Source organism: Streptomyces sp. SID14478 (assembly GCF_010548525.1).
Classification (GTDB): Bacteria; Actinomycetota; Actinomycetes; order Streptomycetales; family Streptomycetaceae; genus Streptomyces.
The window spans coordinates 1-26455 of record NZ_JAAGMG010001218.1; the positions used below are offsets into that span (position 1 = coordinate 1).

The following is a 26455-nucleotide window of genomic DNA, read 5'->3' on the forward strand; positions in this document are numbered from 1 at the left end:
GCGTCCAGCTCCTGCGCGACGGCCACGTGACCCGCCCGGCCACCGCCCCGGTCACCCTGGACGGCCCGGCGCTGATCGCGGGACGGCGCGGCCCGACGGTGGCGGGCCTGTCCCCGGACGCCCGGCCCTGGCTGTGGCGCCCTACGCAGGCGAAGGCGTGAGGGGGCAGCGAACCGCCGGCCTGACAGGTACACGGTTTGCAGCGGAACGGTGACGCAGCGGGTTCCCCGACGGCCCACCCCGATGCCATGATCGCTTGATGGCCCGTCACGGGGGCGGGCCGGCAAGGGGGACGACATGTCATTCGACGAGGAGTGGGCCCAGTTAAAGGCCGACGCCCTGGAGCGGCGCTCGACGGGGATGCGGATCAATCACCTGGCGCCGGAAGCCGGTGGCGGCGGAGGCGGAAACCCGGGCGCACCCGCGGCCGGCACCCTGATCGCCAAGGCCGAGTCCATCAACGGCAGTTCGAACCTGCTGATCGAAATAGCCGGCCTCCTCCAGGAGGGCAGGCCGGACGCCGAACTCACCACGCTGGCCCGCGATCCGCGCGCCCACGAGGACGTCGCCGCGCAGGTCACCCGGTTCGCCACGTTCGCCGGTGACCAGTACCTCGACGCGGTCGCCCTGTACGCCGCGCTCTCCACCAAACTCCGCACCACCGGCGGCGACTTCGTGAAGATCGAGGACGACACCGCACAGCGCTTTCTGGAGAAGGTCCTGGACGGCAGCTACCTCTCCCCGGAGGCGCGGTGAGCACCGGCATCAGCCACCGCAAGGACGTCGAGTTCCTGGAGAGCTGCAGTCCGCCGCTCGTCGAGCGCAACGCCGAGGAGTTCCAGCGCGTGCACGACCTGCTCACCTCGGCCGATCCGGCCGCCGAGCGGGCCGAGAAGCACACGCAGTGGAAGAGCGAGGGCAGCACCCACTACGAGGGCCGCCTCAGTGAGGGCCGCAAGCTGGTCGGCCTGCTCGCCGACGGCTACGCGAAGGCCGCGACGGCCCTGAGCGACTACGCGGCCGCGCTGACCACCGCCAAGGCCCACTACTCCAGCGGCAAGCACAACGAGCAGGCCCTCGCCGACCTGATCCACACCAAGGGCACGGCCATCACCCGCGAGGCCCAGGAGGCCGAGCCGATGCGGCAGTGGGAGGACATGCGGGCCACCACCGGCGTCATGGACTTCTTCGCCGAACTCACCATGGACGTCGACGACATCAAGGACGAGGCGAACCGGCTGCACGACGCGGCGGGCGGCGACTTCCACCAGGCCAAGACCACGGAGAAGGAGGCCCGCGACCTCTGCACGCACCGGCTGAAGCAGGCGTACGACATGGTGCCGGAGTTCCGCATGTTCGCGGACCGCACCGATCTCGTCGCGGCCATCCCCGAACTGCGCCGCGAGGCCGCCGAGGCCAGCTCCAACCCGCTCACGCACCTGCCCGGCAGCGGCCCGAAGCAGGACTACTACCCCATCGCCGGGGACCAGATCGTCTCGCCGACGCTGCGCGACATCCGGCTCCAGGTCGCGGGGCTGCCCGGCGCCCGCGACAACTACTGGAACCCGCCCGGCACCGATCAGGAACGCGCCGACTGGATCACGGCGAACAAGGACGTCATCAACGCCGCGGCCCGCAACGCCGGGCTCCCGCCGGACATGGTCGCCGGCATCGCCTGGCAGGAGATCGGCGGACAGCCCGGCATCCTCGACGACGTGACCGACACCCTCCGCGAGCAGGCGGACTCCCCGCTGAGCCCGATCGCCCCGGAGAACCTTCCCTGGCGGCTCGGCGGCGACCCGGACAACACGTCGATGGGCCCCATCGCGATCCAGGTGCGGCGCGGCGCCGAGGTCCTCGGCTACGACCCGGACCACCTCACGGACCAGCAGCGCGGCATGGTGGAGGAGGCCCTCCAGGACCCGGCGCAGAACATGTTCATCGCCTCCGAGTACCTGGCCCAGTTGAAGGCGGAGAGCGGGTTCGCGGACGTACCGCCGGAGGAGATGACCCAGGCCCAGTACCAGGAACTCGCCGCCCGCTACAACGGCGGCCCGTACTGGGAGTCCGACGACGCCCAGGGCTACGGACGCGGCTTCAGCAACAATCTGGACGACGCGAGGAGAGCGCTGCGCCCATGAGCCACCCCACCATCCCGGACCCGGACGTCGCCGACCGCGGCTGTCTGCGCCTCGTGCTCGCGGTCCCGTTCGCCCTGCTCACCCTCGTCGCGGCCTACTTCTGCTGGACGGCCCTGACAATCCGCCCGTCGGGCAGCTGGGACGACGACGCGTACCGCGGCATCGAGGTGTCCTGCCTCGCCACCGTGTTCCTGGCGGGGGCGGTGGTGCTCCTGTGGCTGCTGCCCTCGGTCCGCCGCGTCATGAGCTGGCCGTGGACGGCCCCTGCCGCGGCCTTGGTGGCGGTCGCCGTGGTGCGCTGGGTGAGCGTCCCCCAGTAGCGGCCTCCGTAGCGGCGTCCCGTGTCGGCGCATGCGAAAAGGGCCCGTACGACCGAAGTCGTACGGGCCCTTTCGGAGCTCTAGGAGCTACCAGGCATCAAGCCCAACAGGCAAGCGAAGCTTACTTGTTGATCTTGGTGACCTGGCCGGCGCCCACGGTCCGGCCACCCTCACGGATGGCGAACTTCAGGCCCTCTTCCATGGCGACGGGCTGGATGAGCTCAACGGTCATCTCAGTGTTGTCACCCGGCATGACCATCTCGGTGCCCTCGGGGAGGGTCACGACGCCGGTCACGTCCGTGGTACGGAAGTAGAACTGCGGGCGGTAGTTGTTGAAGAACGGGGTGTGACGGCCACCCTCGTCCTTCGACAGGATGTACGCCTGGGCCTCGAAGGAGGTGTGCGGCGTGACCGAGCCCGGCTTGATGATGACCTGGCCGCGCTCGACGTCCTCGCGCTTGATGCCACGGAGGAGCAGACCGACGTTCTCACCGGCCTGGCCCTCGTCGAGGAGCTTGCGGAACATCTCGATACCGGTGACCGTGGTGGTGGTCTTCTCGGTCTTGATGCCGATGATGTCGACGGTCTCGTTGACCTTGAGGATGCCGCGCTCGATACGACCGGTGACGACGGTGCCACGACCGGTGATCGTGAAGACGTCCTCGATCGGCATCAGGAACGGCTTGTCGACGTCGCGCTCGGGCTCCGGGATCGACTCGTCGACGGCCTTCATCAGGTCGAGGACGGACTTGCCCCACTCGGCGTCGCCCTCGAGCGCCTTGAGCGCCGAGACCTTGACGACCGGGACGTCGTCGCCCGGGAACTCGTACTCGGAGAGGAGCTCACGGACCTCGAGCTCGACGAGCTCCAGGATCTCCTCGTCGTCCACCATGTCGGCCTTGTTCAGGGCGACGACGATGTACGGAACGCCGACCTGGCGGGCCAGGAGCACGTGCTCCTTGGTCTGCGGCATCGGGCCGTCGGTGGCGGCGACCACGAGGATGGCGCCGTCCATCTGCGCGGCACCCGTGATCATGTTCTTGATGTAGTCCGCGTGACCGGGGCAGTCGACGTGCGCGTAGTGGCGCGTCTCGGTCTGGTACTCGACGTGCGCGATCGAGATCGTGATACCGCGCTGGCGCTCCTCGGGAGCCTTGTCGATCTGGTCGAACGCCGAGGCCTCGTTGAGCTCCGGGTACGCGTCGTGCAGCACCTTGGTAATGGCGGCCGTGAGGGTCGTCTTACCGTGGTCGATGTGACCGATGGTGCCGATGTTGACGTGCGGCTTAGTCCGCTCGAACTTCGCCTTCGCCACTGGGTCCTCCTGTGGAGTGGTTCTGTACGCCTTGCTTCATCGGCGCCAGGTGATCTTTGCTGGAAAGCCCGGGCCCCGGGGCATTCCTCCGCTGTTGCGGCGGAATGCCCCAAGAGACTCAGGAGTCAAGCCTAAAGCGTGAACTCGAGTGAGTTACTCGCCCTTGGCCTTCGCGATGATCTCCTCGGCGACGTTCCGCGGAACCTCGGCGTAGGAGTCGAACTGCATTGAGTAGCTTGCGCGACCCGACGTCTTGCTGCGGAGGTCTCCGACGTAGCCGAACATCTCCGAGAGGGGCACGAGGCCCTTCACGACGCGAGCGCCGCTGCGCTCCTCCATGGCCTGGATCTGGCCACGGCGGGAGTTGATGTCGCCGATGACGTCACCCATGTAGTCCTCGGGCGTGGTGACCTCGACGGCCATCATCGGCTCGAGCAGCACGGGCTTCGCCTTGCGCGCGGCCTCCTTGAAGGCCTGCGAACCGGCGATCTTGAAGGCCAGCTCGGAGGAGTCGACCTCGTGGTAGGCACCGTCGAGAAGCGTGACGCGGACGCCCGTCATCTCGTAGCCGGCCAGGATGCCGAACTGCATGGCCTCCTGCGCACCGGCGTCCACCGACGGGATGTACTCCCGCGGGATACGGCCACCGGTGACCTTGTTCACGAACTCGTACGCCGGGCCGTCCGACTCGGTGATCGGCTCGATCGCGATCTGCACCTTGGCGAACTGACCGGTACCACCGGTCTGCTTCTTGTGGGTGTAGTCCACGCGCTCGACGGCCTGACGGATCGTCTCGCGGTACGCGACCTGCGGCTTGCCGACGTTCGCCTCGACGCGGAACTCGCGCTTCATGCGGTCGACGAGCACCTCGAGGTGAAGCTCGCCCATACCACCGATGATGGTCTGGCCGGTCTCCTCGTCCGAGTGAACCTGGAAGGAGGGGTCCTCCTCCGAGAGACGCTGGATGGCGACACCCAGCTTCTCCTGGTCACCCTTGGACTTCGGCTCGATGGCGACCTGGATGACAGGCGCCGGGAAGTCCATGGACTCCAGGATGACCTGCTGCTTGTCGTCACAGAGCGTCTCGCCCGTGGTGGTCTGCTTCAGACCCATGACGGCGACGATGTCACCGGCGCCCACCGACTCGATCTCCTCACGCTTGTTCGCGTGCATGCGGTAGATCTTGCCGATGCGCTCCTTCTTGCCCTTGACGGGGTTCAGCACCGCGGTGCCGGACTCCAGGCGGCCCGAGTAAACCCGGACGAAGGTGAGCTTGCCCAGGTGCGGGTCGCTCATGATCTTGAAGGCGAGAGCCGCGAGCGGCTCGTCGTCCGACGGCTTGCGCTTGACGACGACCTCGGGGTCCTTGACGTCGTGGCCCTCGATGGCCTCGACGTCGAGCGGGGTCGGCAGGTAGCGCACGACGGCGTCGAGCAGGGGCTGAACGCCCTTGTTCTTGAACGCGGTGCCACAGAACACGGGGGTGACGGTGGTGTCGCCGCCCTTGCCGGAGGCGATGGTGATGCGGCGCACGGCCGCGTACAGCTGCTCCACGGTGGGCTCGGTGCCCTCCAGGTACAGCTCCATCATCTCTTCGTCGTTCTCGGCGATCGCCTCGAGCAGCTTGCCGCGGTACTCCTCGGCAGCCTCGGTGTGCGTGGCCGGGATGTCGACGATGTCGTACGCCTCGCCCTTGGCGGCCTCGGCCGACCAGACGAACGCCTTCATCGTGACGAGGTCGACGACACCCTGGAAGTCGGCCTCTGCACCGATGGGCAGCTGCATGACCAGCGGGGTCGCACCGAGGCGGTCGACGATCATGTCGACGCAGCGGTGGAACTCGGCACCGGTACGGTCCAGCTTGTTCACGAAGCAGATGCGCGGCACGCCGTAACGGTCGGCCTGACGCCACACCGTCTCGGACTGCGGCTCAACGCCGGCGACGCCATCGAAGACCGTCACGGCACCATCGAGCACACGCAGGGAGCGCTCCACCTCAACGGTGAAGTCGACGTGCCCCGGGGTGTCGATGATGTTGATCGTGTAGTCGTCGTTCTCGAGCGGCCAGTGGCAGGTGGTGGCAGCAGAAGTGATCGTGATGCCACGCTCCTGCTCCTGCTCCATCCAGTCCATGGTGGCAGCGCCGTCGTGGACCTCACCGATCTTGTACGAGACGCCGGTGTAGAACAGGATCCGCTCGGTCGTGGTCGTCTTGCCCGCGTCGATGTGGGCCATGATGCCGATGTTGCGCACCTTGGCCAGGTCAAGTGAAGTGGTAGCCATAAGGCTTCGGTCTTCTCTCGGTCTCGATGTGGGTAGCGACTACCAGCGGTAGTGCGCGAAGGCCTTGTTGGACTCGGCCATCTTGTGCGTGTCCTCGCGCTTCTTGACGGCAGCGCCGAGGCCGTTGGAGGCGTCGAGCAGCTCGTTCGTCAGACGCTCGGTCATCGTCTTCTCGCGACGGGCGCGGGAGTAACCGACGAGCCAGCGGAGCGCGAGGGTGCTGGCGCGGCCGGGCTTGACCTCGACCGGAACCTGGTAGGTCGCGCCACCGACACGGCGGGACTTGACCTCGAGGGTCGGCTTGATGTTCTCGAGCGCGCGCTTGAGCGTGATGACCGGGTCGGCGCCCGACTTCTCACGCAGGCCCTCCATGGCGCCGTACACGATGCGCTCGGCGGTGGAGCGCTTGCCGTTCAGCAGCACCTTGTTGATGAGGGAGGTCACCAGAGGAGAACCGTAGACCGGGTCGATGATGACCGGGCGCTTCGGGGCGGGGCCCTTACGAGGCATTCTTACTTCTCCTTCTTGGCGCCGTAGCGGCTGCGGGCCTGCTTGCGGTTCTTGACACCCTGGGTGTCGAGCGAACCGCGGATGATCTTGTAACGAACACCGGGCAGGTCCTTCACACGGCCGCCACGCACGAGCACGATGGAGTGCTCCTGCAGGTTGTGTCCCTCACCCGGAATGTAAGCCGTGACCTCGATCCCGGAGGTCAGACGCACACGCGCGACCTTACGGAGGGCCGAGTTCGGCTTCTTCGGGGTGGTCGTGAACACACGCGTGCAGACGCCGCGACGCTGGGGCGAACCCTCGAGTGCGGGCGTCTTGTTCTTCTCGACCTTGTCCTGCCGGCCCTTCCGGACCAGCTGCTGGATCGTAGGCACTACTTCTCCGGTTTCTGTGTGCCGAATAGTAAAGCTAACCTGGAACGTCGCCGACCCACGCGGTCGGGTGTGTCGAATACTGCAGCCCCCCGCCGAAAGGGCGGGAAGCGGCAGATTGCGGTGGCCATGATCAGAACTAAGAGGACTGATCCGGACTCGCTGTGCGGTTGAAGGCACGCACACGAGCCCAGGCACACCCCAGGCACAAGGTCTGAGCGTACCTATCTCATACGCTGCGGTCAAAACAAATACCCCGCAGCCGGGACACGCCGGGCGGCGTGCTACGCCGAGGCGATGATCGCGATCAGCACCAGAATCCAGCCCACCACGGACAACCAGCCCAGTACGAGCCCGCCGACGGCCATGCCGTCACCCTGCTCGCCTGTGCGACGGATCTCATTGCGCGCCATGTGACCCAGCACCACCGCCGGGATCGCACTGAACCCCATCGTGAAGAACGTGCCCACACCGCAGCACAGCGCGCCGATCGCCTTGCCGTTGGTGGCCGGCGGCGGGACCGGCAGGAACGTCCGCGGCACGGGCGCCATCGGATATGCCTGCTGCTGCGGCACGGGCCCCTGCGGCAGGTCCGCGACCAGGGTGCTCAGCTCCCCCACCGTGCGCGCCTGATAGGCCCGCTCGACCCGCTTCTCGTACTCCCCCTGCGGCAGCCGCCCCTCCGCGAACCCGGCGCGCAGCACGTCCACGGCGCGCTCCCGGTCGGCGTGCGCGGCCAGCATGGACGGCTGACCACCTTGCTGAGGCGGCCACGGTGCCGGCTGCCACGACGAATTCGACACGAGACCAACTCCCCCGGACCCGGACACTTTGTGCCCTCCATCATGCGCCAACGCGCCGCAGGGCGGCCACCCCGGGTTCTCCCGGGGTGGCCGCCCTGCGGTTCAGGCAGCCTGCTCGCCTACTGGTTGTACGGACCGTAGTCGTAGTCCTCCAGCGGAACGGCCTGGCCGGAGCCGGTGCCGAACGGCGAGTAGTCGATGTCGTCGTAGCCGACGGCCGAGTACATCGCGGCCTTGGCCTCCTCGGTGGGCTCCACCCGGATGTTGCGGTAGCGGGACAGACCCGTACCGGCCGGGATGAGCTTACCGATGATGACGTTCTCCTTGAGGCCGATGAGGCTGTCGGACTTGGCGTTGATCGCCGCATCCGTCAGGACTCGGGTCGTCTCCTGGAAGGAGGCGGCCGACAGCCAGGACTCCGTCGCCAGCGAGGCCTTGGTGATACCCATCAGCTGCGGACGGCCGGAGGCGGGGTGACCGCCCTCGGTGACCACACGACGGTTCTCGGTCTCGAACTTCGAGCGCTCGACGAGCTCGCCCGGCAGCAGCTCCGCGTCGCCGGACTCGATGATCGTCACGCGACGCAGCATCTGCCGGATGATGATCTCGATGTGCTTGTCGTGGATCGACACGCCCTGCGAGTTGTAGACCTTCTGGACCTCGCCGACCAGGTGGACCTGGACGGCACGCTGACCCAGGATGCGCAGCACGTCGTGCGGGTTGGTGGCACCCACGGTGAGCTTCTGGCCCACCTCGACGTGGTCGCCCTCGCCCACGAGCAGACGGGCACGCTTCGAGATCGGGAACGCCGTCTCGTCGCTGCCGTCGTCCGGGGTGACGACGAGCTTCTTGGTCTTCTCGGTCTCCTCGATGCGGACACGGCCCGCGGCCTCGGAGATCGGGGCGACACCCTTCGGCGTACGGGCCTCGAAGAGCTCGACGACACGGGGCAGACCCTGGGTGATGTCGTCACCGGCCACACCACCGGTGTGGAAGGTACGCATCGTCAGCTGGGTACCGGGCTCACCGATGGACTGGGCGGCGATGATGCCGACCGCCTCACCGATGTCGACCAGCTTGCCGGTGGCCAGCGAGCGGCCGTAGCAGAAGGCGCAGGTGCCGACCGCCGACTCACAGGTGAGGATCGAGCGGGTCTTGACCTCCTCGACGCCGTGCAGGACCAGCTGGTCGATGAGCACGTCACCGAGGTCGACGTTGGCCGGCGCGATGACCTTGCCGTCGACGACGATGTCCTCGGCGAGCATGCGGGCGTACACGCTGGTCTCGACGTCGTCCGTCTTGCGCAGGGTGCCGTCGGCACCGCGCTCGGCGATCTTGAGGCGCAGACCGCGGTCGGTGCCGCAGTCCTCCTCGCGAATGATGACGTCCTGGGAGACGTCGACCAGACGACGGGTGAGGTAACCCGAGTCGGCGGTACGCAGAGCGGTGTCCGCCAGACCCTTACGAGCACCGTGGGTCGAGATGAAGTACTCCAGCACCGACAGGCCCTCACGGAAGGAGGCCTTGATCGGACGCGGGATCGTCTCGTTCTTGGCGTTCGACACCAGACCACGCATACCGGCGATCTGACGCATCTGCATCATGTTTCCTCGGGCACCCGAGTCAACCATCATGAAGATGGGGTTGGTCTTCGGGAAGTTCGCGTTCATCGCCTCGGCAACCTCGTTGGTCGCCTTGGTCCAGATCGCGATGAGCTCCTGAGTGCGCTCTTCCTTCGTGATGAGACCGCGCTCGTACTGCTTCTGGACCTTCTCGTCCTGGGCCTCGTAGCCCTTGACGATCTCGACCTTCGCCTCGGGAACGACGATGTCGGAGATGGCCACGGTGACGCCGGAACGGGTCGCCCAGAAGAAGCCCGCCGCCTTCAGGTTGTCGAGCGTCGCCGCCACGATGACCTTGGGGTAGCGCTCGGCCAGGTCGTTGACGATCTCGGAGAGCTGCTTCTTGCCCACCGAGTAGTCGACGAACGGGTAGTCCTCGGGCAGCAGCTCGTTGAAGAGCGCGCGGCCCAGCGACGTACGCAGACGGAAGCTGTCGCCCGCCTGGTACTCGGGCTCGCCCTCCTCGACGGCCGGCGGCGTCCAACCACGCGGCGGCATGGTGCCGACCGGGAAGCGGATGTCGACCTGCGACTGCAGCGCCAGCTCGCCGGCGTCGAACGCCATGATCGCCTCGGCCGTGGAGCCGAACGAACGGCCCTCGCCCTTGGTGTCACGGAGTTCACCGTCGGTGGTGAGGAAGAACAGACCGAGGACCATGTCCTGGGTCGGCATCGTCACCGGACGGCCGTCGGCGGGCTTGAGGATGTTGTTCGAGGACAGCATCAGGATGCGGGCCTCGGCCTGCGCCTCCGCGGACAGCGGCAGGTGCACGGCCATCTGGTCACCGTCGAAGTCCGCGTTGAACGCGGTGCACACGAGCGGGTGGATCTGGATGGCCTTGCCCTCGACCAGCTGCGGCTCGAAGGCCTGGATGCCGAGGCGGTGCAGGGTGGGAGCACGGTTCAGCAGAACCGGGTGCTCGGCGATGACCTCTTCGAGGACGTCGTACACGACCGTGCGGCCGCGCTCCACCATGCGCTTGGCGCTCTTGATGTTCTGCGCGTGGTTCAGGTCGACCAGGCGCTTCATCACGAACGGCTTGAAGAGCTCCAGCGCCATGGCCTTCGGCAGACCGCACTGGTGCAGCTTCAGCTGCGGACCGACGACGATCACGGAACGCGCGGAGTAGTCCACGCGCTTACCGAGAAGGTTCTGACGGAAACGACCCTGCTTGCCCTTGAGCATGTCGCTCAGGGACTTCAGCGGGCGGTTGCCGGGACCGGTGACCGGGCGACCACGACGACCGTTGTCGAAGAGGGCGTCCACGGCCTCCTGGAGCATGCGCTTCTCGTTGTTCACGATGATCTCGGGCGCACCGAGGTCGAGAAGCCGCTTCAGGCGGTTGTTGCGGTTGATGACGCGGCGGTACAGGTCGTTCAGGTCGGAGGTCGCGAAGCGGCCACCGTCCAGCTGCACCATCGGACGCAGGTCCGGCGGGATGACTGGCACGCAGTCGAGCACCATGCCCTTGGGGCTGTTGCTGGTCTGCAGGAACGCGGAGACGACCTTGAGGCGCTTGAGCGCACGGGTCTTCTTCTGGCCCTTGCCGGTACGGATGATCTCGCGGAGACGCTCGGCCTCCTCCTCGAGGTCGAAGGACTCCAGGCGCTTCTGCAGCGCCGCGGCACCCATCGAGCCGTCGAAGTACGTGCCGAAGCGGTCACGCAGCTCGCGGTAGAGCAGCTCGTCGCCCTCGAGGTCCTGGACCTTGAGGTTCTTGAAGCGGTTCCACACCTCGTCGAGACGGTCGATCTCGCGCTGCGCGCGGTCACGCAGCTGCTTCATCTCCCGCTCGGCACCTTCGCGCACCTTGCGGCGCACGTCGGCCTTGGCACCCTCGGCCTCGAGCTCGGCCAGGTCGGTCTCGAGCTTCTTGGCGCGGGCCTCCAGGTCGGAGTCGCGACGGTTCTCGACCTGCTGACGCTCGACCTGGACGTGCGCCTCGAGCGAGGGCAGGTCGCGGGTACGACGCTCCTCGTCGACGAACGTGATCATGTACGCCGCGAAGTAGATGACCTTCTCGAGGTCCTTCGGGGCGAGGTCGAGCAGGTAGCCGAGGCGCGACGGGACGCCCTTGAAGTACCAGATGTGAGTGACCGGGGCGGCCAGCTCGATGTGACCCATCCGCTCACGACGCACCTTGGCGCGCGTGACCTCCACGCCGCAGCGCTCGCAGATGATGCCCTTGAAGCGGACGCGCTTGTACTTACCGCAGTAGCACTCCCAGTCCCGGGTCGGACCGAAGATCTTCTCGCAGAAGAGTCCGTCCTTTTCGGGCTTGAGGGTGCGGTAGTTGATGGTCTCGGGCTTCTTGACCTCGCCGTGGCTCCACTGACGGATGTCGTCAGCGGTGGCCAGACCGATCCGGAGCTCATCGAAGAAGTTGACGTCGAGCACTATGCGTCAATCCCTCTCAGGGTTGTAAGTCTGTGGTCTGAAACGGGGGTCTTGGGGCCGACGGAGCCCAGTTGCCTGGGCTCCGTCAGACTCCCGTCAGACCTCTTCGACGCTGCTCGGCTCGCGCCGGGACAGGTCGATGCCGAGCTCCTCCGCTGCGCGGAAGACGTCCTCGTCGGTGTCGCGCATCTCGATGGACATGCCGTCCGAGGACAGCACCTCCACGTTGAGGCACAGGGACTGCATTTCCTTGATGAGGACCTTGAAGGACTCAGGAATGCCGGGCTCGGGGATGTTCTCGCCCTTGACGATGGCCTCGTAGACCTTCACGCGGCCGGTGACGTCGTCGGACTTGATCGTCAGCAGCTCCTGGAGGGCGTAAGCGGCGCCGTACGCCTCCAGCGCCCACACCTCCATCTCACCGAAGCGCTGGCCACCGAACTGGGCCTTACCACCCAGCGGCTGCTGGGTGATCATCGAGTACGGACCGGTCGACCGGGCGTGCAGCTTGTCGTCGACCAGGTGGTGGAGCTTGAGGATGTACATGTACCCGATGGAGATCGGGTCCGGGAACGGCTCGCCGGAGCGGCCGTCGAACAGCCTCGCCTTACCGGTCGGCTGCACCATGCGCTCGCCGTCGCGGTTCGGGATGGTGTGCTGCAGCAGACCCGCGAGCTCGTCCTCACGCGCACCGTCGAAGACGGGGGTGGCGACGTTCGTGCCCGGGTCGACCTGGTCGGCGCCGATGGCCTGCAGGCGCTGGGCCCACTCGTCACCGAGGCCGGAGACGTCCCAGCCGCGGCTGGCGAGCCAGCCGAGGTGGATCTCCAGGACCTGTCCCGGGTTCATTCGGGACGGCACGCCCAGCGGGTTCAGGATGATGTCGACCGGAGTTCCGTCCTCGAGGAACGGCATGTCCTCGATCGGAAGGATCTTCGAGATAACACCCTTGTTGCCGTGGCGGCCGGCGAGCTTGTCACCGTCCGTGATCTTGCGCTTCTGCGCCACGTAGACACGAACCAGCTGGTTCACGCCCGGCGGCAGCTCGTCGCCCTCTTCACGGTCGAAGACGCGGACGCCGATGACCTTGCCGATCTCACCGTGCGGCACCTTCAGCGAGGTGTCGCGCACCTCGCGCGCCTTCTCACCGAAGATCGCGCGGAGCAGGCGCTCCTCCGGCGTCAGCTCGGTCTCACCCTTGGGCGTGACCTTGCCGACGAGGATGTCGCCGGCGACGACCTCGGCACCGATCCGGATGATCCCGCGCTCGTCGAGGTCCGCGAGGACCTCCTCGGAGACGTTCGGGATGTCCCGGGTGATCTCCTCCGGGCCGAGCTTGGTGTCACGGGCGTCGACCTCGTGCTCCTCGATGTGGATCGAGGAGAGGACGTCGTCCTGCACGAGGCGCTGCGACAGGATGATCGCGTCCTCGTAGTTGTGACCCTCCCACGGCATGAACGCCACGAGCAGGTTCTTGCCGAGGGCCATCTCGCCCTCTTCGGTCGCGGGACCGTCGGCCAGGACCTGGCCCTCGATCACGCGGGCGCCCTCGTCCACGACAACCTTCTGGTTGACCGAGGTGCCCTGGTTGGACCGGGAGAACTTGTGCAGGCGGTACGTGGTGTACGTGCCGTCGTCGTTGGCGGTGGTGATGTAGTCCGCGGAGACCTCCTGGACCACACCGTCCTTCTCGGCCTTGAGCACGTCGCCGGCGTCGGTGGCGCAGCGGTACTCCATGCCGGTTCCGACGAGCGGCGCCTCGGACTTAATCAGCGGCACGGCCTGACGCATCATGTTCGCGCCCATGAGGGCACGGTTGGCGTCGTCGTGCTCGAGGAACGGGATCATGGCGGTCGCGACCGACACCATCTGGCGCGGCGAGACGTCCATGTAGTCCACGTCGGCCGGCGGGACGTAGTCGACCTCGCCACCACGACGGCGGACCAGCACACGGGCCTCGACGAACTGGAACTCGTCATTGAGCGGCGCGTTGGCCTGCGCGATGACGAACCGGTCCTCCTCGTCGGCCGTGAGGTAGTCGACCTCGTCGGAGACGACACCGTCGACGACCTTGCGGTACGGCGTCTCGATGAAGCCGAAGGGGTTGATCCGGCCGTACGAGGCGAGCGAACCGATCAGACCGATGTTCGGGCCTTCGGGCGTCTCGATCGGGCACATGCGTCCGTAGTGGGACGGGTGCACGTCTCGGACCTCGAAGCCGGCCCGCTCACGGGAGAGACCACCCGGGCCGAGGGCGTTCAGACGACGCTTGTGCGTCAGCCCCGACAGCGGGTTGTTCTGGTCCATGAACTGGGACAGCTGCGACGTACCGAAGAACTCCTTGATCGACGCCACCACGGGGCGGATGTTGATCAGGGTCTGCGGCGTGATCGCCTCGACGTCCTGGGTCGTCATGCGCTCGCGCACGACGCGCTCCATACGGGCGAGACCCGTACGGACCTGGTTCTGGATCAGCTCACCGACGTTACGGATACGACGGTTGCCGAAGTGGTCGATGTCGTCGGCCTCGATGACGATCTCGCGACCGTTCTCACCGACCGTCTCGTCCTCGCCGGCGTGCAGCTTCACCAGGTACTTGATCGTGGCGATGATGTCGTCGGTGGTCAGGACACCGGCGTCCAGCGGCTCGTCCGCGCCGAGCTTCTTGTTCACCTTGTAGCGGCCGACCTTCGCGAGGTCGTAGCGCTTCGGGTTGAAGTAGAGGTTCTCGAGCAGCGTCTGAGCGGCCTCACGGGTCGGGGGCTCACCCGGACGCAGCTTGCGGTAGATGTCGAGCAGCGCGTCGTCCTGGCCCTGGGTGTGGTCCTTCTCCAGGGTGGCGCGCATGGACTCGTACTCGCCGAACTCCTCGAGGATCTGCTCGGTCGTCCAACCGAGAGCCTTCAGGAGAACGGTGACGGACTGCTTGCGCTTGCGGTCGATGCGCACACCGACCATGTCGCGCTTGTCGATCTCCATCTCCAGCCAGGCACCCCGGGACGGGATGATCTTGGCGGAGAAGATGTCCTTGTCGGACGTCTTGTCGATGGAGGAGTCGAAGTAGACACCCGGCGAGCGGACGAGCTGCGACACCACGACACGCTCGGTGCCGTTGATGACGAAGGTGCCCTTGTTGGTCATGAGCGGGAAGTCGCCCATGAAGACCGTCTGGGACTTGATCTCGCCGGTCTCGTTGTTCGTGAACTCAGCGGTGACGAAGAGCGGGGCGGCGAACGTGAAGTCGCGCTCCTTGCACTCGTCGATCGAGTTCTTCGGGGGCTCGAAGCGGTGATCGCGGAACGTCAGGGACATCGACCCGGAGAAGTCCTCGATCGGGGAGATCTCCTCGAAGATCTCCTCCAGACCGGACTTCCTGGGGACGTCCTGTCCACTTTCGAGAGCCGCCTCGACACGAGCCTTCCACGCGTCGTTGCCGAGCAGCCAGTCGAAGCTCTCGGTTTGCAGCGCAAGAAGGTTCGGAACCTCGAGGGGCTCCTTGATCTTTGCAAAGGAGATGCGCAGCGGGGCGGTGCTGGCGCCGTTGTTCATATTCGCGGTCGAGGCAGTGCGCGAGGCGGCCAAGAGGGGGTCCTTCCGAGGGCTCGGACTCACTACGCGCGTACCGGTCCCAAGCCAGGCAGATGGAAAGACTCCCTGGTCTGGCATATGGCCAGGTCAGAGCTGGTGCAATCCAATGTGCTGAAGCGAGGGCATGCCCCTGGTGACGGGCAGGGAGCAGCTAACAGGCAGCGCAAAGGGACAGTGTAGCCAGAAGGCCCACTGATGTCCAGTGCGGGTTTTTAGAGACCCTCGTTGTTCTCAACCGTTCGCTGTCTGTGGCATGCCCTGTGCGCTGAGCGCACATCCTTACTGCCCTCTTCGTCGTCGATCCATGCCTCGGATCCGGATCGTTTGTGACGACGCGTCCTGAGAATTGCGCGCTGCGTGCGGTTCGTCAAGGCCCCCTCTTGATCGAACAGGGCGGCCCAGGCACAACGAAGATCACCATACTCTGCGGGACCGACAGCGCAAGGCAGCGTCGGCACGCGAGCCAGTGAACGCCGAAGGGCGACCACCCAGTTGGGTGATCGCCCTTCGGTACGTCGGCGTTACAGCTCCCGGGGGAGCAGTTTCACCGAGGAAGAGTCAGCGGACTCTCGAAGTCACTTGACCTCGACGGAGGCGCCGGCGGCCTTGAGGGACTCGGCAGCCTTCTCGGCGGCCTCCTTCGCGACCTTCTCGAGGACCGGCTTCGGGGTGCCGTCGACGAGGTCCTTGGCCTCCTTCAGGCCCAGGGAGGTCAGCTCACGCACGACCTTGATGACCTGGATCTTCTTCTCGCCGGCACCCGTGAGGATGACGTCGAACTCGTCCTGCTCGGCCTCGGCCTCGGCGGGGGCAGCGGCACCGGCGGGGCCGGCGACGGCGACGGCCGCAGCGGCGGTGACGTCGAACTTGTCCTCGAAGGCCTTCACGAACTCGGAGAGCTCGATGAGGGTCATCTCCTCGAACTGGGCGAGCAGGTCTTCCTGGCTGAGCTTCGCCATGATGGGCGATCCTTCCACTAAATCGGCTGGTGCCGGTTGTCCATGTAGGCGGGCGTACTGTCGGCCCGCTTCGACCGTCGCCTCAGGCGGCGGTCAAGGTGCGAGCCGAATTACTCGGCACCGCCCTGCTCGGCCTGCTTGGCCCGAAGCGCCTCCGCGGTGCGGACGAACTTCGACGGGAGCGCCTGGAGGACCTGAGCAGTCTGCGTCTGCTTGCCCTTGAACGCACCGGCCAGCTTGCTGAGCAGAACCTCGCGGGACTCGAGGTCCGCAAGCTTCTTGATCTCGTCGGCGGACAGCGCCTTGCCGTCAAGGACACCGCCCTTGATGACGAGGTTGGGGTTGTCCTTGGCGAAGTCACGAAGACCCTTCGCCGACTCCACCGGGTCACCGGTGACGAAGGCAACCGCCGTCGGACCCGTGAACAGGTCGTCCAGCGTGTTGATCCCGGCCTCGTTGGCCGCGATCTTGGTCAGCGTGTTCTTCACCACGGCGTACTCGGAGTTCTCACCGAGGGAACGGCGCAGCTGCTTGAGCTGGGCCACGGTGAGACCCCGGTACTCGGTCAGCACGGCGGCGTTCGAGCTGCGGAACTTGTCCGTGAGCTCGGCTACCGCGGCAGCCTTGTCGGGCGTCGGCATAGAGCGTCGGCCTCCTTCCGGGTGATGAGGACCGCTCAGAAGGAGACTGGGAAAACGAAACGCCCCGGCACAGGTGCACGGGGCGTGAGCTCGACCGGATCCAGAAGGAACCAGGAGCACTTCCACAGTCACCTGCGCGGGTCGTCCGCAGTTTCAGCGGATCCTTCGGCCACCGCACTCCCTTGCGAGTGCACGGCAACGACCAGCGGTCTTTGGCTTCTGTGGAAGGTTACGTGAAAGGGCGAGCGTCAGGCAAATCCGCTCAGACGCTGCTGTCCGGACCCGAATCGGAGGCGTCCGCACCCGCGCCCGCACCGGCCGCGGCACCGATCTTCTTCAGCATGTCCATCAGGTCGAAGGTCTGGCCCGCGGGCGGTACGTCGACCTTCACCGCGGCCCCGTAGTCGGAGAACTTCTCCGAGATCTTCGTGGCGCCCTGCGGGCTGTCCATGGTGACGTCCAGGCGGACCGGCAGGTCGTCGTCGTTCACCCACAGCTCGGTGTCGTAGTCCTTGATGCCGGCCTTCTTGACGTTCTTCAGGAGCTGGCTGCGCTCGGACTTGCTGAGGACCTTCAGCGAGTCGTTCTTGGCCAGCATCTCGTCGACGGTCAGGGTGCCCTTGTAGTGCTCGGTCTGCACGCCGCCCAGCGTGGCGGAGCCGAGGTGCTTGAGGTTGGGCGAGTCGAGCAGCATCGCGATCTGCTGGGCCGGGTCCTGGTTCATGCTGTCCAGGCTGCCGGTCATCTGACGCATGGCCTTCTCGTCGCCGGACTGCTTCGCGATCGCGCCGAGGTCCATCTTCATCCAGCGCTTGCCGTCCATCTCCTTGGCGGCTGACGCACCCATGTCCATGTACATCACGTTGTCCTGCCAGAGCATGCGGATGTTCTTGGGCGCATCCTCACCGCCGGCCGTGAAGGCGGAGCCGCTCATCGTCATATCCATGACGGTCGGGTCCCAGCCCATGGTGCCGGTCGTCCTGATGGTGCCGTCGCCCGCGCTCGCCCCCATGGCCGAGGCCGGCATCTTCATCGTCATCTCGACCTTGGCGGACTTCGCTCCCGCGGTCCTCTTGTACGCGGCCGTCAGCGCCTGCGTGACCTGCGTGTGGGACTGGGTCCCCGAGGAGTCACCGGCCTTGTCGGAGTCCGACCCGCAGGCCACGGCGCCGGTACACAGCAGTGCGGTCGCGGCGGCTGCGCCCACCGCGCGTCGTACGACAACAGTCATCTCAATCCCACCCCTAGGAACGCCTGTACTGATCGCACGATAACCGACGCCTCGGACAGTGGACCCGGCGATCAGCCGCTCTTTGACGCGTCCCGCGACGCGTTCTGCGTCACGTCCGCGAAGTCGACGGTGTCGTGCGCGGCCGGACGCTCGGCGGCGGCAGGGGTCCCGTAGTCCCGGTAGTGGACGGTGCTGGTGAAGTCGCCGGCCCGCTGGACCCGCCGCACCATCAGGTGGCGGGCGTCGATCCACACGTCGATGCGCTGGGAACCGGAGGTGCCCCGGTAGTGGCTGGCCCGGGTGGCGCCCACCGCCTCCACCCCGACCCTGCGGACGTCCTGCGCGGCGACGAGCGCCTTGAGGGTGTCGGCCGGGGTGAGGTCGCTGCCGGCGTCGTACGGGTAGCGGATCCAGTGCCGTCCGCGCTGTCCGGCGGCGAACACGTCGGTCATGCGGGTGTAGTACGCGTCCGGCAGGAAGCGCGTCTGGGACGGGTCGCCGCCCAACTTCCGGGTGGACGCGGCCAGTTCGCCTCCGGTGATGCGCACGGTGAGCGTGCCCTCGACGCCGTCGGACCAGCTGAGCGCGCCCGCGCTGTGCGAGGCGAGCCGGTCGCCGGTGTCCATGGTCGCCTCGACGTGCGCCGAGCCCGCCGCGGCGACCTTCGCCTGGGCCGTGCGCAGCGCCTCGACGGCCTGGTGGTCCCTGGCCCTGTCCCTGCTCCCACCGCAGGCCGCGAGCAGCGCGCACGCCGCCGCGAGGCCCAGGACCTGTCGTCGTACGTACGCCATCGGCTCCCCCGGGTCGCTCCCCGTGACGCTAGCGCAGCTCCGGGCCCGTACGGAGCGGAAAAGAGGAACGGGCCCCGCACCTGGGAAGGTGCGGGGCCCGTCGCCGACTTCAGGCGAGCTGTGCAGCTCAGACCGCGGCCGGGTCCTCCTCGACGAGGAGGTTGCGGGTGCGGTTCGAGTCGACCGGAATGCCGGGGCCCATCGTGGTGCTGATGGCGGCCTTCTTGATGTAGCGACCCTTGGCGGCCGACGGCTTCAGACGAAGGATCTCGTCCAGGGCCGCGCCGTAGTTCTCCACCAGCTGGGAGTCGTCGAAGGACGCCTTGCCGATGATGAAGTGCAGGTTCGAGTGCTTGTCGACGCGGAACTCGATCTTGCCGCCCTTGATCTCGTTCACGGCCTTGACCACGTCCGGGGTCACCGTGCCGGTCTTCGGGTTCGGCATGAGGCCACGCGGGCCGAGCACGCGGCCGAGGCGGCCGACCTTGCCCATGAGGTCCGGGGTGGCGACGACGGCGTCGAACTCGTTCAGGCGGTTGCCCTTGGCGATCTCGGCGATCAGTTCGTCGGAGCCGACGATGTCGGCGCCGGCGGCCTCCGCGGCCGCAGCACGGTCACCGGTCGCGAAGACCAGGACCCGGGCGGTCTTGCCGGTGCCGTGCGGAAGGTTCACGGTGCCACGGACCATCTGGTCGGCCTTGCGCGGGTCAACGCCCAGGCGGAAGGCGACCTCGACGGTGCCGTCGAACTTCGACGTGGACGTCTCCTTGGCGAGACGGACGGCCTCGAGCGGGGCGTAGAGCTTGTCCGCTTCGATCTTGGCGTCCGCAGCGCGGAGAGACTTGCTGCGCTTGCTCACTGCTTCTCCTGTGTGTTCTGAGGAGTCGTGGTCCGGGCCGAGCAGGCCCTTCCACGGATGTACCTACGAGTTGGTGGTCAGCCCTCGACCGTGATGCCCATGGAGCGGGCGGTGCCGGCGATGATCTTGGACGCAGCGTCCAGGTCATTGGCGTTGAGGTCGGGCATCTTCGTGGTGGCGATCTCGCGGACCTGCGCCTCGGTGATCTTGGCGACCTTGGTCTTGTGCGGCTCGCCCGAGCCCTTCTCGACACCAGCAGCCTTGAGGATCATCTTCGCGGCCGGCGGGGTCTTGGTGATGAAGGTGAAGGAACGGTCTTCGTAGACCGTGATCTCCACCGGGATGACCCAACCGCGCTGCGACTCGGTCGCGGCGTTGTAGGCCTTGCAGAACTCCATGATGTTGACGCCGTGCTGGCCCAGCGCGGGGCCGACCGGCGGAGCCGGGTTGGCCGCGCCGGCCTGGATCTGGAGCTTGATGAGCCCCGTGACCTTCTTCTTCTTGGGAGGCATGTGCTCTCTCTCCGGGTCTTAGTGAGAGTGTTCAGCCGCCATCCTGGTGAACGATCGTCCAGATCATTCGGACGGAGGCATACCGCACAACGATAACGGGTATCTGTGCGCGGCTAAAAACCGAGCAGGTCAGACAGGCTTTTGAGAGCCCGTCTGACCTGTTCGGAAGCGGTGTGCCCAGGAGGTGCTAGTAGGTACTAGTTCTTCTGGATCTGGTCGAAGCTGAGCTCGACCGGCGTCTCGCGGCCGAAGATCTCGACGAGGCCCTTGACCTTCTTCGAGTCGGCGTTGATCTCGTTGATCGTGGCCTGCAGCGTCGCGAACGGGCCGTCGGTGACGGTGACCGAGTCGCCGACCTCGAAGTCCAGGACCTGGACCTCGACCTTGCGCTGCGGAGCGGGCTTGCCCTCGGCCTCTGCGGCTTCGCGGGCGGCCTTCTCCTCGGCCTCCGGGGCGAGCATCTTGACGATCTCGTCCAGGGTCAGCGGGTACGGGTCGTAGGCGTTGCCCACGAAGCCGGTGACGCCGGGGGTGTTGCGGACGACGCCCCAGGACTCGTTCGTCAGATCCATGCGGACGAGAACGTAACCGGGCAGCTTGTTCTGCCGGACGTTCTTGCGCTCGCCGTTCTTGATCTGGACGATCTCTTCCTCGGGGACCTCGGCCTGGTAGATGAACTCCTCGACGTTCAGCGAGACGGCACGCTGCTCGAGGTTGGCCTTCACGCGCTTCTCGTAACCCGCGTAGGTGTGGATCACGTACCACTCGCCCGGCAGGCCGCGCAGCTCGTCACGGAGGGCGGTGATCGGGTCGACCTGCTCCTCGACGACTTCCTCGGCCTCGATCTCGGCCTCGACGGCCTCGTCCTCGGCGTCGTCCACGTCGTTGCCGCCGTCGGCCTCGACCTCGAGGGCGGCCTCTTCGGCGGGCTCACCGGCGGCGATGTCGGCAGCTTCGGCCTGGTCCGGCTCCTCGGCGTCCGCCGCCTCGACGATGTCGAGCTGGTCCTCCACGGACTCCGCCGACTCGATGGCGTCGTTCAGGTTCGGGTCAGACACGGTGGCTGCTTCTTCCTGGATACATGGGGGTGGAACACGCGAAAGGGACGCCGGACTCGGCGCCCTCCGCTTTCGGCTCAGCCGAAGATGTACTTGATGAGGTGGTTGAAGCCATAGTCAATCACGGTGACAAGACCGATCATGATGACGACGAACACGATCACCACTGTGGTGTACGTCGACAGCTGGTTGCGAGTCGGCCAGACGACCTTGCGGAGTTCCGCGACGATCTGGCGGTAGAAGAGAGCGAGGCGGCCGAAGGGGCCCTTCTTGCCGCGCTTGCCGCCCTTGCGGGCCTTCTTCTGGGACTCCGGCGCCTCATCCTGGGCATCAGGCATGTCGATGGAGCCCACGGCGTCCGTCACTCGTCCTCACCTGATTCCGGGTCGTGGCCGTGCCGCGCCCGGTTGAGCCGCACGGCGGTGCAATGCAGTACGTACATGCGCACACATCCTGGCGAAGGAGTGTGTAGCAGGGCCGGAGGGACTTGAACCCCCAACCGCTGGTTTTGGAGACCAGTGCTCTACCAATTGAGCTACGACCCTTTGTTTCCCCCAACGTACCGCATCCGCCCGGATGCACGGAGTGCGCTGGGGAGGAGCGGCCGGTGAAGGCCAACGAGCAGTGAGTGTACGTGCTCTGCGGCCCTCCGTCGAACAGATGGGGATCAGAAGTGGATCAACGACGGATCGGATGGTCTTGGAAACCCGTGTGCCGGGCGGGTTTCCGGTCTGGAACGATGGGGTTATGAGCGCTGCAACTCCTTCTCCGTCCTCCGGTACCTCCCCCACCGAGCGTCGGGTCTCCGCCCGCGTCGGCTCGATCTCCGAGTCGGCGACCCTTGCCGTCGACGCCAAGGCCAAGGCCCTGAAGGCCGCCGGGCGTCCGGTGATCGGCTTCGGCGCCGGTGAGCCCGACTTCCCGACGCCCGACTACGTGGTCGAGGCCGCCATCGAGGCGTGCAAGAACCCGAAGTTCCACCGCTACACGCCGGCCGGCGGCCTGCCCGAGCTGAAGGCCGCGATCGCCGCCAAGACGCTGCGCGACTCCGGCTACGAGGTCGACGCCTCGCAGATCCTGGTGACCAACGGCGGCAAGCAGGCCATCTACGAGGCGTTCGCCGCGGTCCTCGACCCGGGCGACGAGGTCATCGTCCCCGCGCCGTACTGGACGACGTACCCGGAGTCCATCCGGCTCGCGGGCGGCGTGCCGGTGGACGTCGTGGCCGACGAGACGACCGGATACCGCGTCTCCGTCGAGCAGTTGGAGGCCGCGCGCACGGAGCGTACGAAGGTCGTGCTGTTCGTGTCGCCGTCGAACCCGACGGGCGCCGTGTACAGCGAGGCCGACGCCGAGGCCATCGGCCGCTGGGCCGTCGAGCACGGCCTGTGGGTCATGACCGACGAGATCTACGAGCACCTCGTCTACGGGGACGCGAAGTTCACGTCGCTGCCCGCGATCCTTCCGGAGCTGCGCGACAAGTGCATCGTGGTCAACGGTGTCGCGAAGACGTACGCGATGACCGGCTGGCGCGTGGGCTGGATCGTCGGCCCGAAGGACGTCGTGAAGGCCGCGACGAACCTGCAGTCGCACGCCACCTCGAACGTCTCCAACGTGGCGCAGGCGGCCGCGCTCGCCGCCGTCTCCGGTGACCTGACCGCCGTGGAGAAGATGCGCGAGGCCTTCGACCGGCGTCGTAAGACGATCGTGCGGATGCTGAACGAGATCGACGGCGTCGTGTGCCCCGAGCCGGAGGGCGCCTTCTACGCGTACCCGTCCGTGAAGGGCCTGCTGGGCAAGGAGCTGCGCGGCAAGCGCCCGCAGGACTCCGTCGAGCTGGCGGCGCTCATCCTGGAGGAGGCCGAGGTCGCGGTGGTTCCGGGCGAGGCCTTCGGTACGCCGGGTTACCTGCGCCTCTCGTACGCGCTCGGTGACGACGACCTCGTCGAGGGCGTCTCCCGCATCCAGAAGCTGCTGGCCGAGGCGCGGGACTGAGTCCCGCGCCCCGGGAACGGGCCGCCTCCTTACGGAGGTGGCCCGTTTTTTCGTTCGAGCAAGCGCTCGTTGGTGGAAAGGCGCTACCGGGACCCCAGGTGCGTACGGCAGGATCTTGGGATGGAGCGCGTAGTACGACGAGATGTACGTGAGTTGCCGAAGGCCCATCTGCATCTGCATTTCACCGGGTCGATGCGGCCCAGCACCCTGCTCGAACTCGCCGACAAGTACGGGGTGCGGCTGCCCGAGGCGCTGACCGGGGCGGAGCCTCCGAAGCTGCGGGCCACGGACGAGCGCGGCTGGTTCCGCTTCCAGCGGCTCTACGATGCGGCGCGTTCCTGCCTGCGCGAGCCCGAGGACATCCAGCGCCTGGTGCGCGAGGCCGCCGAGGAGGACATCGCCGACGGGTCGGGGTGGCTGGAGATCCAGGTCGACCCGACGTCGTACGCGCCGCGGCTGGGGGGACTGATCCCCGCACTGGAGGTCATCCTCGACGCCGTGGACAGCGCCTCGCGGGAGACCGGGCTCGGGATGCGCGTGCTGGTCGCCGCGAACCGCATGAAGCACCCGCTGGACGCCCGGACGCTGGCCCGCCTCGCGGTGCGGTACGCGGACCGGGGCGTCGTCGGGTTCGGGCTCTCCAACGACGAACGGCGCGGGATGGCGCGGGACTTCGACCGGGCGTTCGCCATCGCGCGGGAGGGCGGGCTGCTGTCGGCGCCGCACGGCGGTGAACTGACCGGTCCGTCGTCGGTGCGGGACTGCCTCGACGACCTGGATGCCACGCGGATCGGGCACGGGGTGCGGGCCGCCGAGGACCCGCGGCTGCTGAAGCGGCTCGCGGACCGGGGGGTGACCTGCGAGGTCTGTCCGGCGTCGAACGTCGCGCTCGGCGTCTACGAGAAGCCCGAGGACGTGCCGCTGCGCAGGCTCTACGAGGCCGGGGTGCCGCTGGCGCTGGGCGCCGACGACCCGCTCCTGTTCGGCTCGCGGCTCGCCGCCCAGTACGACATCGCGCGCCGCCACCACGACTTCTCCGATGACGAACTGGCCGAGCTGGCACGGCAGTCGGTGCGCGGCTCCGCGGCCCCCGAGGGCGTCAAGGAGAAGCTGCTGAGCGGCATCGAGGAGTGGCTGGCCTGACGTTCATCCGCGGACGGCGATGCCGTTGAGCAGGGTGCGGGCGATACCCGCGGCGAACACGTCGACCGACGTCGGCGGCTTGCCCTCCTCCGACATGTCGTACGCGAAGGCCCGCTGCGCGCAAGCACCCAGGAAGAGGCATGCGGCCGCATACGTGTCGGCGTCCGGGCTGATGCGGCCCGCCTTCTGTTCGGCTCGCAAGTAGGCGTCGAGACCCTGGATCGGCTTGTGCGGGCCGGCGTCCCTGTCGCGCATGGCCTCTTCATGGCGACGCTTGAGGCGGGGCTCCGCATACAGGGATGCAGCCATCGGAAACGTCTGGCCGTAGAAGAGCGCTGCTTCGCGGGCGATGTCCGTGAGGTTCTCCTCGACCGTGCGGTCGGCGTTTCCCGCGCCTTCGGTCAGGAGGCGGCCGAGGAGGGAACCCAGCTTGGGCAGGCGCTCGTTGAGCACCGCCAAGAAGAGCTCTTCCTTGTTGGCGAAGTACTTGTAGAGCGCCGCTTCGGAGCAGCCTGCCGCCTTCGCGATCTCCTTGGTGGTCGTACGCGCGAGGCCGATGTCGAGCATGAGTTCATGCGCCGCCTCGACGATGCGGACACGGGCCGGTTTCTGGTCCATGCGTGCTCCAACCAACCTTGACGCGGGGGTGAGTACTCACTCACCCTAAGGGCAGACAGAGGTGAGTGAATACTCACCCACCTCGTGAGGCACCTGGAGGTGCGCCATGAAGCTCACGGTTTTCGGTGCGACGGGCGGTATCGGGCAAGAGATCGTCAAGCAGGCCCTGGCGTCGGGGCACGAGGTCACGGCGGTGGTGCGGGATCCGGCGCGGTTCACGGTGACGGGCGACCGGCTCACGGTGTTCCGGGGCGATCTGTCGGACCCGGAGTCGCTGCGTGCCGCGGTCGCGGGGCGGGGCGCGGTCCTGTCCGGGCTCGGCGCCCGCAAGCGCGGGGACGCGGGGGTCGCCGCGCGGCTGACGCGCTCGGTCCTGAAGGCCATGGAGGCGGAGGGAGTGCGCAGGCTCGTCGTGGTGAGCGCGGGCCCGGTGGGCCCGCAGCCCGCTGACTCGCCCCTGGCCGACCGCCTGATGATGAAGACGATCGGCGCGCTCCTCAAGCCGGTCTACGACGACCTGTCCGCCATGGAGGCCGCTTTGGCGAGCAGCGCGACCGACTGGACCTCGGTGCGGCCGCCGCGACTGCAGGACAAGCCGCTGACGGGCTCGTACAGGACCGTCGTGGGCGGCTTCCCGCGCGCGGGCCGCTTCATCGCCCGCGCGGACACGGCGCACGCGATGCTGGCGATGATGGACGACCCGGGGACCGTCAAGCAGGGGGTGGGGGTGGCGTACTAGGCCGCTCCCTCCGGCGCGGGCCGCAAGGTGGCCTTGCGCAGTTCCCTGGCTGCCTGGGCGAAGGACTCCTGTTCGTCCTCCTGGAGGGCACCGGTCATCACCATGCCCAGGCTGCCCCTGTCGACCCAGGTACAGACGGCCAGCCTGCCGACCGGCGGCTGGTAGGTCGCGCACTCCATGCGGCCGCCGAGCGGCCCCGGGTCGGGGGACCAGGTGTCCGCGGGCCCGCCCCAGAAGGACCCCATATCGGCCAACAGTTCGTCGGGGTCCTCGTCGTGCAGATCCCCTGTCGCTCCTACAAGGACAAGCCTGCCTTCGGAATCGGCGTCCTTGTAGAGGCCGAAGAACGGCTGCGCGCCACGCGGTGCCAGGTCGGCAAGGTAAGCATCCATGGCGACACCAGTAGGGCCGTCGTCGCTCAGCGGTATCCCGTGGAAGGACCGGGGGACGGACGCTTCGTAGTGCGGATAGGCGTTGGCCCGCGCCGTGTTCCACGCGACGGCGCCGCTCACCGACCCCACCGCCAGGACGAGGGCCACTGCCGCCAGCCGGCGCTCGC

The 26455-nt window shown here is 67.2% G+C and carries 23 protein-coding genes and 1 tRNA gene; 6 read left to right on the forward strand and 18 right to left on the reverse strand.

Annotation, left to right across the window (positions count from 1 at the left end; translation table 11 throughout):
- Window positions 1–297: 297 nt before the first annotated feature.
- From G3I40_RS38735 to G3I40_RS38745, 3 genes are read left to right on the forward strand one after another with little or no spacing between them, the layout of a single operon-like run.
- Window positions 298–756, forward strand: a complete 459-nt coding sequence (locus G3I40_RS38735) for a hypothetical protein (RefSeq protein WP_239092195.1) — start codon at window positions 298–300, stop codon at window positions 754–756.
- Window positions 753–2141 (forward strand): hypothetical protein, encoded by a 1389-nt coding sequence (locus tag G3I40_RS38740; protein ID WP_164559501.1) that lies wholly within the window; start codon window positions 753–755, stop codon window positions 2139–2141. Before G3I40_RS38735 ends, G3I40_RS38740 begins: the two co-directional genes overlap by 4 nt.
- Window positions 2138–2461, forward strand: coding sequence for a hypothetical protein (locus tag G3I40_RS38745; RefSeq protein ID WP_164559502.1), 324 nt, complete (start codon window positions 2138–2140; stop codon window positions 2459–2461). The genes G3I40_RS38740 and G3I40_RS38745 overlap by 4 nt, the downstream gene beginning before the upstream one ends.
- 121 nt (window positions 2462–2582) lie before the next feature.
- Here G3I40_RS38745 and tuf read toward each other — a convergent pair whose 3' ends face one another.
- The 16 genes from tuf to G3I40_RS38825 form a co-directional block, all read right to left on the reverse strand.
- Complete coding sequence (gene tuf, locus G3I40_RS38750; protein WP_164559503.1) at window positions 2583–3776, reverse strand: elongation factor Tu; 1194 nt, start codon at window positions 3774–3776, stop codon at window positions 2583–2585.
- Window positions 3777–3929: 153 nt separating this feature from the next.
- Complete coding sequence (gene fusA, locus G3I40_RS38755) at window positions 3930–6059, reverse strand: elongation factor G (RefSeq protein WP_164559504.1); 2130 nt, start codon at window positions 6057–6059, stop codon at window positions 3930–3932.
- Between the two features lie 39 nt (window positions 6060–6098).
- Window positions 6099–6569, reverse strand: coding sequence for a 30S ribosomal protein S7 (gene rpsG, locus G3I40_RS38760; protein WP_018528341.1), 471 nt, complete (start codon window positions 6567–6569; stop codon window positions 6099–6101).
- 2 nt (window positions 6570–6571) lie between these two features.
- On the reverse strand, window positions 6572–6943 hold the full coding sequence (gene rpsL / locus G3I40_RS38765) for a 30S ribosomal protein S12 (RefSeq protein WP_003948652.1): 372 nt from the start codon (window positions 6941–6943) through the stop codon (window positions 6572–6574).
- Window positions 6944–7224: 281 nt separating this feature from the next.
- Complete coding sequence (locus tag G3I40_RS38770) at window positions 7225–7683, reverse strand: DUF1707 and DUF4190 domain-containing protein (RefSeq protein ID WP_164559505.1); 459 nt, start codon at window positions 7681–7683, stop codon at window positions 7225–7227.
- A gap of 179 nt (window positions 7684–7862) precedes the next feature.
- The gene (locus G3I40_RS38775) at window positions 7863–11762 is read right to left on the reverse strand and encodes a DNA-directed RNA polymerase subunit beta' (protein ID WP_164559506.1); all 3900 of its coding nucleotides are present in this window, start codon (window positions 11760–11762) and stop codon (window positions 7863–7865) included.
- 96 nt (window positions 11763–11858) lie between these two features.
- Window positions 11859–15344: a DNA-directed RNA polymerase subunit beta gene (gene rpoB, locus G3I40_RS38780; protein WP_164559507.1), complete on the reverse strand. Its 3486-nt coding sequence runs from the start codon at window positions 15342–15344 to the stop codon at window positions 11859–11861.
- A gap of 581 nt (window positions 15345–15925) precedes the next feature.
- Window positions 15926–16309: a 50S ribosomal protein L7/L12 gene (gene rplL / locus G3I40_RS38785; RefSeq protein WP_164559508.1), complete on the reverse strand. Its 384-nt coding sequence runs from the start codon at window positions 16307–16309 to the stop codon at window positions 15926–15928.
- Window positions 16310–16419: 110 nt separating this feature from the next.
- Entirely contained in the window at window positions 16420–16950 is a 531-nt protein-coding gene (rplJ, locus tag G3I40_RS38790; RefSeq protein WP_164559509.1) for a 50S ribosomal protein L10, read from the reverse strand.
- Window positions 16951–17212: 262 nt separating this feature from the next.
- Entirely contained in the window at window positions 17213–18181 is a 969-nt protein-coding gene (locus G3I40_RS38795; RefSeq protein WP_164559510.1) for a hypothetical protein, read from the reverse strand.
- Window positions 18182–18252: 71 nt separating this feature from the next.
- On the reverse strand, window positions 18253–18972 hold the full coding sequence (locus tag G3I40_RS38800; protein WP_164559511.1) for a hypothetical protein: 720 nt from the start codon (window positions 18970–18972) through the stop codon (window positions 18253–18255).
- A gap of 127 nt (window positions 18973–19099) precedes the next feature.
- A complete protein-coding gene (rplA, locus tag G3I40_RS38805) occupies window positions 19100–19831 on the reverse strand; it encodes a 50S ribosomal protein L1 (RefSeq protein WP_164559512.1) in 732 nt (243 codons plus the stop codon).
- A 77-nt stretch (window positions 19832–19908) separates the two neighbouring features.
- A complete protein-coding gene (gene rplK, locus G3I40_RS38810; protein WP_016645192.1) occupies window positions 19909–20343 on the reverse strand; it encodes a 50S ribosomal protein L11 in 435 nt (144 codons plus the stop codon).
- 197 nt (window positions 20344–20540) lie between these two features.
- The gene (gene nusG / locus G3I40_RS38815) at window positions 20541–21401 is read right to left on the reverse strand and encodes a transcription termination/antitermination protein NusG (RefSeq protein WP_164559513.1); all 861 of its coding nucleotides are present in this window, start codon (window positions 21399–21401) and stop codon (window positions 20541–20543) included.
- Window positions 21402–21478: 77 nt separating this feature from the next.
- Window positions 21479–21766 (reverse strand): preprotein translocase subunit SecE, encoded by a 288-nt coding sequence (gene secE / locus G3I40_RS38820; RefSeq protein WP_164559514.1) that lies wholly within the window; start codon window positions 21764–21766, stop codon window positions 21479–21481.
- A gap of 107 nt (window positions 21767–21873) precedes the next feature.
- A tRNA-Trp gene (locus G3I40_RS38825) sits at window positions 21874–21946 on the reverse strand.
- A gap of 202 nt (window positions 21947–22148) precedes the next feature.
- Here G3I40_RS38825 and G3I40_RS38830 point away from each other — a divergent pair.
- Together G3I40_RS38830 and G3I40_RS38835 are read left to right on the forward strand one after the other, a co-directional pair.
- The gene (locus G3I40_RS38830; protein ID WP_164559515.1) at window positions 22149–23396 is read left to right on the forward strand and encodes a pyridoxal phosphate-dependent aminotransferase; all 1248 of its coding nucleotides are present in this window, start codon (window positions 22149–22151) and stop codon (window positions 23394–23396) included.
- Window positions 23397–23516: 120 nt separating this feature from the next.
- The gene (locus G3I40_RS38835; protein ID WP_164559516.1) at window positions 23517–24539 is read left to right on the forward strand and encodes an adenosine deaminase; all 1023 of its coding nucleotides are present in this window, start codon (window positions 23517–23519) and stop codon (window positions 24537–24539) included.
- A 3-nt stretch (window positions 24540–24542) separates the two neighbouring features.
- Here G3I40_RS38835 and G3I40_RS38840 read toward each other — a convergent pair whose 3' ends face one another.
- Window positions 24543–25157: a TetR/AcrR family transcriptional regulator gene (locus G3I40_RS38840; RefSeq protein WP_164559517.1), complete on the reverse strand. Its 615-nt coding sequence runs from the start codon at window positions 25155–25157 to the stop codon at window positions 24543–24545.
- A 106-nt stretch (window positions 25158–25263) separates the two neighbouring features.
- Between G3I40_RS38840 and G3I40_RS38845 the strand changes: the two genes are divergently transcribed.
- Window positions 25264–25896, forward strand: a complete 633-nt coding sequence (locus G3I40_RS38845; RefSeq protein ID WP_164559518.1) for an NAD(P)H-binding protein — start codon at window positions 25264–25266, stop codon at window positions 25894–25896.
- Here G3I40_RS38845 and G3I40_RS38850 read toward each other — a convergent pair.
- On the reverse strand, window positions 25893–26455 hold a 563-nt coding region (locus G3I40_RS38850; RefSeq protein ID WP_203645579.1), incomplete at its 5' end, for a hypothetical protein. The genes G3I40_RS38845 and G3I40_RS38850 overlap by 4 nt on opposite strands.